Annotated in this window: 13 protein-coding genes; all 13 read right to left on the reverse strand. The window is 57.2% G+C overall.

Annotated features, from left to right (window positions below):
- Positions 1 to 27: 27 nt before the first annotated feature.
- On the reverse strand, positions 28 to 1,449 hold the full coding sequence (locus P3M64_RS00990; protein WP_132940031.1) for a cobyrinate a,c-diamide synthase: 1,422 nt from the start codon (positions 1,447 to 1,449) through the stop codon (positions 28 to 30).
- 4 nt (positions 1,450 to 1,453) lie between these two features.
- Positions 1,454 to 2,455: a glycosyl transferase family protein gene (locus P3M64_RS00995; RefSeq protein ID WP_132940030.1), complete on the reverse strand. Its 1,002-nt coding sequence runs from the start codon at positions 2,453 to 2,455 to the stop codon at positions 1,454 to 1,456.
- A 247-nt stretch (positions 2,456 to 2,702) separates the two neighbouring features.
- Entirely contained in the window at positions 2,703 to 3,920 is a 1,218-nt protein-coding gene (gene nrfD, locus P3M64_RS01000) for an NrfD/PsrC family molybdoenzyme membrane anchor subunit (RefSeq protein WP_132940029.1), read from the reverse strand.
- 21 nt (positions 3,921 to 3,941) lie between these two features.
- Positions 3,942 to 4,721, reverse strand: coding sequence for a sulfate reduction electron transfer complex DsrMKJOP subunit DsrO (dsrO, locus tag P3M64_RS01005; RefSeq protein WP_132940028.1), 780 nt, complete (start codon positions 4,719 to 4,721; stop codon positions 3,942 to 3,944).
- The gene (locus P3M64_RS01010; RefSeq protein WP_132940027.1) at positions 4,718 to 5,200 is read right to left on the reverse strand and encodes a hypothetical protein; all 483 of its coding nucleotides are present in this window, start codon (positions 5,198 to 5,200) and stop codon (positions 4,718 to 4,720) included. Before P3M64_RS01010 ends, dsrO begins: the two co-directional genes overlap by 4 nt.
- Before the next feature lie 14 nt (positions 5,201 to 5,214).
- The gene (locus P3M64_RS01015; protein ID WP_132940026.1) at positions 5,215 to 7,155 is read right to left on the reverse strand and encodes an NAD(P)-binding protein; all 1,941 of its coding nucleotides are present in this window, start codon (positions 7,153 to 7,155) and stop codon (positions 5,215 to 5,217) included.
- Between the two features lie 58 nt (positions 7,156 to 7,213).
- Entirely contained in the window at positions 7,214 to 8,638 is a 1,425-nt protein-coding gene (gene dsrK / locus P3M64_RS01020; RefSeq protein ID WP_207893214.1) for a sulfate reduction electron transfer complex DsrMKJOP subunit DsrK, read from the reverse strand.
- A 126-nt stretch (positions 8,639 to 8,764) separates the two neighbouring features.
- Complete coding sequence (locus tag P3M64_RS01025; RefSeq protein ID WP_132940024.1) at positions 8,765 to 9,505, reverse strand: respiratory nitrate reductase subunit gamma; 741 nt, start codon at positions 9,503 to 9,505, stop codon at positions 8,765 to 8,767.
- Positions 9,506 to 9,592: 87 nt separating this feature from the next.
- Positions 9,593 to 9,928, reverse strand: a complete 336-nt coding sequence (locus P3M64_RS01030) for a TusE/DsrC/DsvC family sulfur relay protein (RefSeq protein WP_132940023.1) — start codon at positions 9,926 to 9,928, stop codon at positions 9,593 to 9,595.
- Positions 9,929 to 10,031: 103 nt separating this feature from the next.
- Positions 10,032 to 10,334: a sulfurtransferase complex subunit TusB gene (tusB, locus tag P3M64_RS01035; protein ID WP_132940022.1), complete on the reverse strand. Its 303-nt coding sequence runs from the start codon at positions 10,332 to 10,334 to the stop codon at positions 10,032 to 10,034.
- Positions 10,335 to 10,348: 14 nt separating this feature from the next.
- Positions 10,349 to 10,771, reverse strand: coding sequence for a DsrE family protein (locus P3M64_RS01040; RefSeq protein WP_132940021.1), 423 nt, complete (start codon positions 10,769 to 10,771; stop codon positions 10,349 to 10,351).
- A 19-nt stretch (positions 10,772 to 10,790) separates the two neighbouring features.
- Entirely contained in the window at positions 10,791 to 11,150 is a 360-nt protein-coding gene (gene tusD / locus P3M64_RS01045) for a sulfurtransferase complex subunit TusD (protein ID WP_132940020.1), read from the reverse strand.
- A gap of 74 nt (positions 11,151 to 11,224) precedes the next feature.
- Complete coding sequence (dsrB, locus tag P3M64_RS01050) at positions 11,225 to 12,307, reverse strand: dissimilatory-type sulfite reductase subunit beta (protein ID WP_132940019.1); 1,083 nt, start codon at positions 12,305 to 12,307, stop codon at positions 11,225 to 11,227.
- Between the last annotated feature and the right edge of the window lie 15 nt (positions 12,308 to 12,322).

A 12,322-nucleotide genomic window follows, 5' to 3' on the forward strand; every position in this document is an offset into this window, starting at 1 on the left:
GACCCAACACAAGACGTCGAAGAGCGCTTAGCCGGTGACGCGCGCGGAGCGGCGTTCGGTGGAGGCGGCGCAACGACGCGCAAAGTTTACGAAACGCGCGGCCCAGCGATGGTTCTGGACATCACGAAGGTGGGCGTAATTGGCGAGGAGATTATAACAAACTATGCCGTCTTTATCTGTGGTAATTCCATTGCCCCGCAGAACGTCATAGGCGAATTTTTGTCCCGGAGGGAGGTTTTCCAGGCTTGAGTAATGAAATTCGTGGGCGGCGATGATCTCTTGATGAGGGGCGGTTGGGGCGCTGTCCGAGGAGGCTGGCCACGGCATGGCGGTGGTTTCGCGAAGGCGGACATATCCGCGGCCCTGGGGCCTGTCGTGCATGACGACATCGCCGGGAATGACGCCGACCATATCCGCTTTTTCATCGCGCCAACTCAAGGTGCGCGCCATATACATCAGGCCGCCGCACTCGGCATAGGCGGGAAGACCGTTTTCGATCGCCTGCTTGATGTCGCGCATCAACGATCGATTGTCGGATAGGGCGGCGATGTGCGTTTCGGGAAAACCGCCGCCGATAAATAAGGCGTCGATATCGGCGGGCAGGGCGCGATCGGCCATGGCATCGACAAAGTACAGGCGCGCGCCGGCCCGTTGCAATGCGAGAAGATCGTCGGGATAATAAAAGGCGAACGCGCTATCGCGGACGACGGCGACCGTTACCTCGGAAAACGGCGCCGCCGCCTCTGCGGCGATGGCGACGGTTTCCGGAGCCCGTTTGGAGATCGTGAGCAAGGCGTCCAGATCGACCTGTTCGGCGATGACTTTGGCCATTGCCGAAATTTTACTCCGGGCGGTATCGATTTCGACGCTGGGGATCAGCCCCAAATGGCGTTCGGTCAGGGCGATGGCGGGGTTGCGATGGACGGCGCCAATGACCGGAATATCGGTATAATGGGCGATAACGGCGCGTAATTTGCTTTCGTGCCGGGGTCCGCCGACCATGTTCAGGATAACGCCCGCGATTCTCACCTCGGGGTCGAACGCTTGATAGCCCAAAAGCAGGGGGGCGATGCCGCGCGTCATTCCCGACACGTTGATCACCAGGACCACCGGCGCGTCCAACAGTTTCGCCAGGGCGGCGTTGGCGTTGGCGCCGTCGATATCCATGCCGTCGTAGAGCCCTTTGTTGCCTTCGATGACGCTGATATCGCCGCTGGCGCCGTGGACGGAGAACGTGGTGCGGATTTCGCTCTCGCTCTGGGTGTTGAAATCCAGATTGAAACACGATTTTCCCGCAGCGCTTCCCAGCCACATCGGATCAATGTAATCGGGCCCCTTCTTAAACGGACGCACATCAAGGCCGCGATTGGCCAAGGCGGCGCAAATTCCCGTCGTTACGGTGGTTTTTCCCGACGATTTATGTGCGGCGGAAATGAGGACATATGCCATGGCGTTATGCGGCCGTGATCAGGCGCTCCTTGTTGCGGGTTTCCCACATTTGAGTGGCTTGGGCGATTGCTTCGTCTTGATCTTTCGCCCGCCCGATCAATTTCAGGGCGATCGCCGCGGTGCCGATCACGGCGGCGTCGGCGTAGGGATCGATGACGCTTCCATCCCATACCGCCCGGAGGCGGGAAATATCCATGGTTTCATTGGGCGTCGTCGCCTCGTCGATCAGGGGTGGCCACGTTTCCTCGTCGAGGGCGCCGTCGTGTAGGCTTTGCACCAGCACCGGCTTGCCGGGACGACGCTCGGCTTCTCCGCCTTCACCTTTGAAAACGGCCATATTTTTTTGCCCTAAAAGGGTCGCGGTCTCACGGTGGACATCGCGGTAATTGGGGTGAAAAACCGTCTGCATTTCATTGGGGGCGGAAAACGGGTTGATCATGCGGGCGAAGGTGTTGACCGGCGAGCGCACGCCCAAGATGGATTTTAGTTCGAGAATTTCTTGCAGTCGGGGCATGAAATTGGCGAGGGGAAGATAGCAGAAATTGTGGGCTTGGATATGTTCACCACCTTGGGCGATGCTGCGCGCTATGGGCACGTCGAGGTATTCCAGGACCTCGCGTGAGTAGGTGCGCCCGGGCGTGTGTCCCTCGGTGCCCTGCATGGCGACGCGTATACCGTTCTGCGCCAACATTAGCGCCGCCAACAAAAACCAGGGAAGCTGGCGTTTTTTTCCCGAATAGGACGACCAGTCGATATCCACTTCGGGCAGGTCCCCCGGAATGTCGAGCATGTCGCGGGTGGCGCGCACGAACCCGGCGCCTTCCTCGGCGACTTCGGTGCGTACGCGCAAAATGCAGAGGAACGCGCCCAGCTGCAGAGGTTCGACGCGGCCCTCGAGGATCATCCGGGCGGCGTCGTACATTTCCTGTTCGCTCAGGGGGCGCGATAAATTGGGGCCGCGCCCGATGATGCGAACGTATTGTGCGAAAGGGTGCTCGAGGGTCATGGGCCTGTCCTGGTTTGCGTAAATAGGGTTACAACGGTTGTTTTTGCCGGTTTTTCGTGCCGACGCACGAACCGAAAATGTCGCGCGCAGCATCGAAGGAGGCGATTTTCGCGCGAAAATGTCTAAAAAGGGAAGAAGAAAGGGACGGAGCTTCGTATCTTTTCAAGAACCAGGAACCCGCCGGAGGAAAGAACAACCCCGGAGCATCGGGAATGCTCCGGGGAAGTGCGACCGGCATGCGCGGTGTTTACTTGCTCTTGTCATGCGATGGGTCTACGGCTGCGTCGGAAAGACTCATCGGCAAGATCGGCAAATAACGCATGGCGATCGCTACGATGAAGACAGCCGTCGCCATTCCGGATAATCCCAACAGAATTTCGGGTAACGAGGGCGCATAGGGGTGCACCACTCCGTCGAAAAAACTGCTGGAGACCTGGTAGCCCGGAAAAATATCCAAGGGATAGGCCTGCCCTCCAATGATGATAACGTAGATCTGAGCGAGGCCGCCCAAGATGACCAACCAGCAGGACAACATGATCGCCGAGCATGACTTTCCCGTCGCGGGGTGAAACAAAAGGGCGATCGGTAAAACGCAGCCCATAAGCACCGCGCCAATCCAAAACAACGCGGTATAAACGCCGCCATTCAAGAGAATAAACGCTTCAACTCCGTGACGGTGGGTGGCGTACAAGTTGCTGAGATGGCGTACGACGATGAAATACAACACGGCGGCGGCGAATACGCCGAGCAGGTTTTTCAGCATGAATAAAATGCGATCGCCAAGGGGGCGGTTGGTTGCCTTGTAGGTAAACAAAAGCAAAAGGATGAAAATCGCCAAACCGAACGAGAACGACATGGTGATGAACATCGGCGCCATGATCGCCGGGTCATAAGCCTGACGGGCGACGAGGAAACCGAAAATAGACCCGGTGCCGGTGGTCAGGGCGAGACGCCAGACAAAGGCGAAAATACCCGCCGCGCGGGCATAGCGGTTCATCCGCCGCTCCATCATCATCCACAAATAAACGAGGACGACGACGAAAAACCCCGAGTATAGGTAAATGTTCCAGGCGAAGATGGATTTGAAGTTATACTTCGTCATCGCCACGATCAGGCGGTCGGGTCGGCCAAGATCAAGCACCAACACCATCAGTCCGCCGGCCAACAAGGCGATCGCCAGGATCGCCGAAATCCGCGCCAGTGGCTTGTACATCTTGCGTTGAAAAACCGATGAGATCGATGCGATGTTCAAGGCCCCGGAGGCGGCGATGATCATGAAGACGGCGAAGACGTGGGGCATCCCCCAGACGATCTGATTGGTCATCCCGGTCACGATATGACCGTTGTGTTCCATGTACCAGGATGATCCCAGTCCGGCGACGATGAAAACGAGAAGCCATCCCAGGAGGGCTAAATAATCAAGCCCGTTTGCGTCGAGTTCCTTAAAAACAATCATATTTTTCATAATTTATTTTCCCCCGACCCCTCAAAGGCCCCGATAAAGAACACCCGGTTCCAACGCCAGGTCGTCGCGGATGCGGGTGGTCAAATAGCGCGCCACCTCACGGGAAATTTCACTGTTGGGATCGTTCAGATCGCCGAAAATAATCGCCTTGCTGCCCTTTGCCTGCAGGGCGTCGACGCAAGCGGGGTTTTTTCCGGTGTCGATTCTGTGCACGCACAGGGTGCAACTTTCCACGGTACCCTTTCCTCGTGGCATGGAGGGTCTTTGGTTGTGGAGATCGTGATGGACGAACGATCTTGCGCCGTAGGGGCAGGCCATCATGCAGTAACGGCAACCGATGCAACGGTGGCGATCGACCAGAACGATGCCGTCGGCGCGCCGCATCGAAGCGCCGGTGGGACAAACGTCAACGCACGGCGGAAATTCGCAATGCTGACACATCATCGGCAAGGAGGTCGCCGCACCGGTGCGCTTGTCCTTAAGGGAAACCTTTCGAATCCACTGAGGATCCGTGTTGGGATGCCCGGTATTGGCCCAACCGTTCTCTTTTTTGCAGGCCGCGACGCAGGTGTCCCAATCACTGGGATCGCTGTTGGTGTTGACGAGGAAACCCCAACGAATTTTCGACGATGCGGGAACCCCGACGCCGCGAACCCGGGGGGTCGCCTGGGCGCGGGAAATCAAGGTGACACCAGACGCCAAGGCGATCGTCGCCATGCCCGCGCCGGCGGTGGAAAGGAGACGCCGGCGGCTGATGCCCTCTTTTTGATCTTGCCCCTCTTTTTGATCTTGCGTTGTCATTGTGCGCCATCCCCCTTGGTTAGATGGTCTTCAATTCGGCTCAACAAAGCGCCATGGTTTGCGGGTATGCCGGCGGACGGTTTCGGGGCGTCGTCGGCTTTGCCCGTGTGGCATTCGAAACAGTCGATGGTGACCGCGGCGTAAGAATGACACTGGGCGCAAAAAGGCTGTATCGTCCGGTCTTTTCCACCGTCAATCGCGGGCGACTTGGTGGCGTGGCAATCGACGCATTCGCGAAGGCTGTACTTCATTCCCCGTTCGCCTTTGCGGACCGTCAATTCCCTCTGATGGAGAAGAAATTCATAATGTTTACGCCGCATGACCTCGACCGGTTGAACGCATTTCTCGCCTTTGGCCGCCTTCGCCGGGTGGGGCAGGGGAACGCCCCCGCCATCGGCGGCCCTTGCCGTGGTCGGAGACCACAGCAAGGCGCCGAGGACGAGCGCAAACATAAAGGAAAGAACACAAACGCGGTTCATGATGCGGTTCCCCTTTACTCGCCCAGGCCCATCTGGATGTACCCGGTCGGGCAGACGTCGGCGCAAATATGGCACCCGATGCACTTCGCGTAATCGGTGGCGACATATCGTCCGACGGCGCGTTCGGCGGGTTTCACGCGATAAACGGCGTCTTGAGGGCAGAAAATGACGCAGTTGTCACACTCGAAACACATCCCGCAGCTCATGCAGCGTTCGCCTTCGCCGCGGGCCTGTTCCTCGGTCGGCGTTTTGACGCGTTCCTGGAAGTTTCCGAGAACCTCGGCGGCGCCGATGTGCACCTCTTCACGGCGATTGCGGTCGCTGTAGGGGAAGTGGCCCAGGAACAGTTCCTTGTGGGAAATAATCTGCTGTTCCGAGCGATCCTCGAAGTTGTGAACCGCAAATTTCTCGTCGGAAGTGCCACGGGTCGGCTGATGGGCGTATTCCTGCGGATCCAGTCCTCGAAGGTGCAATTCTTCGAGCAAGTTGAAATGATGGACATCGACCTTGGGGCGTTTGTCGAGCTGTTCACCGTTGAGGAAATGGTTGATTTCCTCGGCGGCGATGGAGCCGTGGCCGATCGCGGTGGTCAGCAGGTGCGGGCGCAGGATATCGCCGCCGGCGAAGTGCTTGTCGGTGCCCTTGACCTTGTAGAAGGGATCGATGTTAATGAAGCCGTTGCCGCCATCGAGGGCGCTGAGTCCATTGGCCAAATCACCCATTTGACCGATCGCGGAGACCACGAGATCGCACTCGATTTCAAATTCGGTGCCCTCGCGGGGGATCGGCTTCATGCCGTCCATGTCGCATTCGCACATCTTCAGCGCGCGGGCGCGACCTTTTTCGTCAAGCAGAACCTCAAGCGGCATCACGCTGCCCTTGATTTCGACACCCTCGCGTTTGGCGTCTTCGCGTTCGTGTTCGGCGGCGGTCATCTGCTCGATCGGGAACAACGACGTCAGGACCGATTGCACGCCCTTGCGTTGCGCCGCCGAGGCGACGTCATGGGCGGTGTGGCCGAGAACGATGTTCTCGGGACGGTCCTTCTCGTTGGTCGTCGTGATATGTCCCAAACGGCGGGCGACAGAGGCGACATCGACCGAGGTGTCGCCACCGCCGACGACGACGACCTTCTCGGAGATGTATTGCAGTCGGCCCTCATTGAAAGCCTCGAGAAAATCCACGCCGGTCAGGCAGTTGGGCGTTCCTTCATAACCGGGAACGGGTAGGGGGCGGCCCTTTTGCGCGCCGACGCCCCAGAAAATGGCATCGAAGTCTTTTTCCAGTTGCTCAACGGTGACGTCTTTGCCGATGCGCACGCCGGTTTTGGCCTCGACGCCAAGATCGAGAATGCGGTCAATTTCGGCGTCGAGCATTTCACGCGGCGTACGGTATCCGGGGATACCGTAACGCATCATGCCGCCCAATTCCTCGTGGGCCTCGAAAACGGTGACGCCATGTCCCATGCGGCGCAAATGGTAGGCCGCCGAAAGGCCGGCCGGACCACCGCCGATAACAGCGATTTTCTTACCGGTTTCCTTTTCCGGTTTGGCGAGCTTGACCTTGTTTTCGATCGCCCAATCACCGACATACATTTCAACGGAATTAATGCCGACAAAATCATCGACTTCATTGCGGTTGCAGCCATCCTCGCACGGCGCCGGGCAGACCCGCCCCATCGCCGCAGGGAAAGGATTGGCCTCCATCATCCGGTCAAAGGCATATTGTTGCCAGCTCATGCCCTCGACCGGGGGTTTTTCCATGCCCCGCGCGATGGCCAACCAACCGCGGATGTCGTGACCCGACGGGCAACTGCCTTGGCAGGGGGGCGTGCGGTGGACATAGGTCGGACATTTATAGGACCAGCCCGCCTGAAAAATCTTTTCCTGAAAATCGTCGTATTGGGAGTCTCCCTCCTCATAACGCCGCCAGCTTAAAACCTTATCCGCTGTCATTTTATCTTCCTTCCTTGCAACGATACCTGGACCTTTGTGACCGGCCCTTCGGTTATCCCTATTCTTTTGTGCCCAACAGGATCGCGTCGCCCACCAACTGGTGCACGCTGTTAATCATGTCCATCGAGAATCCGTAATACGGCATGACTTTGGTAAATTGACTTTTGCAAATGGCGCAAATCGCCGCCATGTGGGTGACGCCGAAGTTATCGACCACGTTCTGCAGCGCTTCCATGCGGGGCAGGGCGCCCTTGACGCGCAGTTCCATGATATCATCGGTTAACAGGCCGCCGCCGCCGCCGCAGCAAAACGTCTTTTCCCGGGTCGTTTCCGGGTCCATCTCGACGAATTTGTTGACGACGGTCTTGATGACGTTGCGCGGAATTTCGAATTGGCCGCCGGGAACATCCCCCATGCGCGAGGCGCGGGCGACGTTGCATGAATCGTGGAACGTCACGACCTTGTCGTCGTTGGCGGTGGGATCGAGGTTCAGCGCGCCGCGCTGCATCAGATCGTAGGTGAATTCGAGAATATGCTGGGGCACCGGGTATTTGGGATCGAGAAAATCCCACGGCCCGGCCAGCGTATTCAAGAAACTGTAGGCGACGCGCCAGGCATGGCCGCATTCCCCGAAAATAATCCGCTTCGCGCCAAGATCCAACGCCGCTTTACGGATGCGGTTGGCGACCTTGTGCATCTGCTCGTACGAGCCGATGAACATGGCGAAGTTGGCCGCTTCGGAGGCGTAGGAGCTGGTTGTCCAACTGATACCGGCTTGGTGGAACACCTTGCCGTAGCCGATTAGGCCATCGACATGGGGTTCGGCGAAAAAGTCGGCGGACGGAGTGATCAGAAGAACGTCGGCGCCTTTCTGATCGACCGGGTACTTGACGGCGACGCCGGTATCTTCTTCGACGTCTTCCTCCAGTCCTTCCATGGTATTGATCAGCGCCGCCTGCGGCAGCCCCAAGTTGTTGCCGATGTCGTGGACCTTGCCGAGGATTTCATTGGTGTACTTGGTGCCGATACCGATATGGTCCATCACGTCGCGGGCGGCCATGGAGACCTCGGCGGTGTCGATGCCGTAAGGGCAGAACACCGAGCAGCGGCGGCATTGGGAACACTGATGGAAATATTTGTACCAGTCGTCGAGAACCTCGTCGTCGAAATCCTTGGCGCCGACCAATCCGGGAAACAACTTGCCGCTGATCGTAAAGTGGCGGCGATAAACCTGGCGGAACAAATCCTGGCGCGCTACCGGCATATTCTTGGGGTCGCCGGTACCCAGGAAATAATGGCACTTATCGGTGCACGCGCCACACTTTACGCAGGCGTCCATATAGACCCTCAGGGCGCGATTTTTATTCAGCAAATCGCCCATTTTTTCGACGGCTTTTTGCTGCCAATTATCGACAAGATCCCCGGGAAATCCCAATTTTTCCTGGTGCTCGGGCTTGGCCCGATACTGCTGGGAATGTTTCATCGCCCCTTCATGAATCGCCGGTATTTCCCGGAATTCCCGATATTCAGGAGCTTTTAATTTTTGATCAGCCACGTCTCATACCTCGCCGATATTGAATGAAATCGCATGTCCCCTCAGGACGTTGGACTAAGCGTCACGTTGGGCGTCCATCGGCGCCGCCCATGCCGCCAAGTGACGTTTATCCCTGGCGTCGTCAACTTGATTGCGCGACGGGGCGAAGAAGACCCCGGGAGCGTGCAGCAACTTGCTGAAGGGGAAGACGATGAAAAGAACGATCACCGCTCCCAAATGGATGAGCAAAGGCGCGTCGGCCGGCAGAGGTTGCCAATCAAAGCGCAGCAGGCCGAGGCAAAACGCCTTAACCGAGATGATGTCGGTGTGGGCGAAAAATTTCATCGACAGACCGGAAGCCCCGATCAACGCCAGAAGCGCCAGCATCAAATGATCAGAAGGGTTCGTGATATAGCGTACCCTTTCGACCACAATGCGGCGTCCCCATAACCCTAGCAAGCCCGCCACCATGGCCATACCGCCATAGATACCGAACGGTTGAACGAGAACGACCCATTCCCAGACCGGCTGGGTGAAATAACGCAAGTGGCGGGCGAACACCAAAAGCAGGCCGGCATGAAATAAAATGGCGAAAATCCATGTCCATTTGTTGGATTTAAATAAACTTTCAAAAAAGGTCACTTCGCGGGCCAGACGGAACACCACGCCGGTTTTGGTCAAAGGCGCGGGCATGACCGGAATTTTGAGCGGGGCGGGCGTTACCGCATAGAGGCGGATCCGCACGGCCAGACCGATAACGAAGAGGGCCACCGCAAAATAAAAAGCCAGGGCGTAAATTACCGTTAGGAGCGACATCTCACCAACGTCCTTAAAACAAAAACCAACAGGGAAACTCTGGGGGAGAGGTCACGCTCTCCCCCACAGGGCCAGACTTGGCGCGTCTTAGACGCAGCCGGTCGGCTTGGGCAGGCCGGCGATTTTGCAAGCCTGTTTGGCGGGGCCGTAAGGGAACAACTCGTAGAGATACTTGTTCGAACCCTTATCCGCGCCTAATTTTTTCTTAACGGCCTTGACGAGAACGCGCACGGCAGGGGCGATCTGGTATTCGCTGTAATATTCACGCAGGAAGTTGACCACTTCCCAGTGCTCGTCGGTCATGTCCAAGCCTTCGGCGTCGGCGATGGTCTTGGCGAGGTCAGAGTTCCAGTCGTTGACGTCAAGGATGTAACCCTCCTCATCGTGCTCGTAATCCTTGCCGTCTACGGTGTATGCAGCCATTTTCTTTCTCCTGAGTTCTATGGTGGCCTGGCGTTCCCGTACGCCAGGACCGCCACTGGGTTTACCCCCCCTAGAGGGATGGGCATTAAGGTACGGGGGCGCCTTAAAGCCAGGCGTTTACGGCGCCATGCTCGGCGGCTAAATCGACGAACCCACCGTAATCGACAACGCTGACGCCCTCGATAACGTGATCTTCCGAAAGTCCCCGGGCCTTAAGATCGGGGCCGAGAACAAAAATCGGGTGCTCCCCAACCGCGCCTTCAACCTTGGCGCTAACCTGGGTGCCCTTGAGCGCCGCATAGACGCCGTCTTCAAAAAGTAAAATCGCGCTGCCCTTTTTCGAAAGACGTAAGCAGGTGTCCAGGGAATTGCGTTCGAAGGGCGACTTATTGATGGTGTGAAACATTGGTGGACTCCCCCTTATCCGCCGATAACGACATCGGATTGTTCGAGAACGTCGGCAAGTTCGGCGCTGGATAAAACCTCGACCTCAACTTTGAAGTCATCGGGGCTCAAACCGCGCGCTTCCATCGATTCTTTTTCGACGATGATGCGCCAAACCATATCCATATCCTCATCTTCATCGGCATCTTCTTTTTCCATTTCGATGATGCCGTAGGTCGGTGAGAAATTTTTCATATTGATGGCGGCGGTATCTTGATCCTTCTTGATCTGATAGACGCCGTCATCGACGAAAACAATATTGGCGTGCTGCTCGAAAGCCGCGGAAATCAGTACCGTCTCAAGCACCTCAAGCGCATAAATCGTGCCGTAGGGCGCCTTGCGGTTGAGGAACGTGAAGGTCTTCTTTACGCCTTCTGTCTCAAATACGTATTCAGCCATTTTTCTGATTCCCGTCCCTTTAATCGCCAAACATCATGAGGCGATCGCACCCAATACCGGCTTCAACCAACTGCCCCAGACCCGAGATCCGAAATCCCTCGGCGAGGCTGTCCTCGGTTATGCCCCTGCGCATGCCGGCGGCGACGCACACCACGAGATCCACGTTGTGTTGGCTTGCCATCTCTCCCCACAACTTGACCAAGTTGCGGTCATCGGCTTGGGGGGCGGAAAACTTATTCGCGTTATTGACGCCGTCGTAATAGAAAAAAACGCGGGGAACCTCGTGACCTTTTTCAAGCGCCGCTTTGGTGAAGTGATAAGCGGAATCGGATGCCTGATGCGTAAAAGGACCCTCGTTTATTAAAATACCGAATTTCATTAACAACTCCGTTTGGTAGGTAGGGGAGGAGCCATCCCAGACGGCCCCTCCGGTAGATACCTCGCGACAGCGTCCTAGAAATGGACGTGGTTCGATGCATTGAGTGAGTTCCGACCACCACGCCAATCTTCGATGTGGTATTTGGTGAACGGCAACCCGGTCAGTTCAAAGAACCGAGGCCAACCAATGCGGTCGATCCACTCGTTCATGCGCTCCCAGGCCCGTCCGTCCTCCTTGTAGGCGTGAAGAATTTTCATCACGGTCTTGGAAACTTCCGGCCAACGCGGGGGGGTGTTGGGAAGACCCGCGACGACGAGCTTGTGGAACGAAGGCTTGGAGCGGGTGGACGAGTGCTTGCCGCCGACCCAAATCGCCAGTTTGGAGTTTTCCGCATCGTTGATTTGCATCGGTGGGCAGGGCGGATAGCAGGCGCCGCAGCACACGCATTTCTTTTCATCGACTTCCAACGAGGGCTTGCCGTTGACCAGGGCCGGGCGGATCGCCGCCACGGGGCAACGCGCCACGACGGCGGGTCGTTCGCAAACGTTGGCGACGAGGTCGTGGTTGATCACGGGCGGTTTGGTGTGCTGGATATTGATCGCGATATCACCCTGGCCGCCGCAGTTGATTTGGCAACACGAAGTGGTGATTTTGACCCTGTTGGGCATCTGTTCGTTGGTGAACTCTTGATAAAGCTCATCCATCAACGACTTAACCACACCGGACGCATCGGTGGCCGGAATATCGCAGTGCAGCCAACCTTGGGTATGGGAAATCATCGAAACCGAATTCCCCGTACCGCCGACGGGAAAGCCCTCGCCTTCGAGTTTTTTGATCAGGGGATCGACCTTGGATTGATCGGCGACGATGTACTCGATGTTGGAGCGCGTCGTAAAACGGACGTGCCCATCGGCGAATTCGTCGGCGATATCACAGAGTTTGCGGATCGTGTGGACATCCATTTGGCGCTGGGTGCCGGCCTTGACGGTCCAGACTTCGTCGCCACTTTTGGCGACATGATGCAAAACACCAACCCGCGGACGATCGTGCCAATCCCAGGCGCCGTAGTTTTTCTTGAGCGTCGGATGCATATACTGTTGTGGATCGGGTACACCGCATTCGTCCGGCATACGCGGGGCTGCTTGGGCCTCACTCATTGAATTATTCCTCCA

The organism is Varunaivibrio sulfuroxidans (genome assembly GCF_029318635.1).
Lineage (GTDB): Bacteria > Pseudomonadota > Alphaproteobacteria > Rhodospirillales > Magnetovibrionaceae > Varunaivibrio > Varunaivibrio sulfuroxidans.

Coding starts and splice junctions, on each gene's coding strand:
- P3M64_RS00990 (WP_132940031.1), bottom strand. CDS start 1,449: ATGGCATATGTCCTCATTTCCGCCGCACATAAATCGTCGGGAAAAACC.
- P3M64_RS00995 (WP_132940030.1), bottom strand. CDS start 2,455: ATGACCCTCGAGCACCCTTTCGCACAATACGTTCGCATCATCGGGCGC.
- nrfD (WP_132940029.1), bottom strand. CDS start 3,920: ATGAAAAATATGATTGTTTTTAAGGAACTCGACGCAAACGGGCTTGAT.
- dsrO (WP_132940028.1), bottom strand. CDS start 4,721: ATGACAACGCAAGATCAAAAAGAGGGGCAAGATCAAAAAGAGGGCATC.
- P3M64_RS01010 (WP_132940027.1), bottom strand. CDS start 5,200: ATGAACCGCGTTTGTGTTCTTTCCTTTATGTTTGCGCTCGTCCTCGGC.
- P3M64_RS01015 (WP_132940026.1), bottom strand. CDS start 7,155: ATGACAGCGGATAAGGTTTTAAGCTGGCGGCGTTATGAGGAGGGAGAC.
- dsrK (WP_207893214.1), bottom strand. CDS start 8,638: ATGAAACATTCCCAGCAGTATCGGGCCAAGCCCGAGCACCAGGAAAAA.
- P3M64_RS01025 (WP_132940024.1), bottom strand. CDS start 9,505: ATGTCGCTCCTAACGGTAATTTACGCCCTGGCTTTTTATTTTGCGGTG.
- P3M64_RS01030 (WP_132940023.1), bottom strand. CDS start 9,928: ATGGCTGCATACACCGTAGACGGCAAGGATTACGAGCACGATGAGGAG.
- tusB (WP_132940022.1), bottom strand. CDS start 10,334: ATGTTTCACACCATCAATAAGTCGCCCTTCGAACGCAATTCCCTGGAC.
- P3M64_RS01040 (WP_132940021.1), bottom strand. CDS start 10,771: ATGGCTGAATACGTATTTGAGACAGAAGGCGTAAAGAAGACCTTCACG.
- tusD (WP_132940020.1), bottom strand. CDS start 11,150: ATGAAATTCGGTATTTTAATAAACGAGGGTCCTTTTACGCATCAGGCA.
- dsrB (WP_132940019.1), bottom strand. CDS start 12,307: ATGAGTGAGGCCCAAGCAGCCCCGCGTATGCCGGACGAATGCGGTGTA.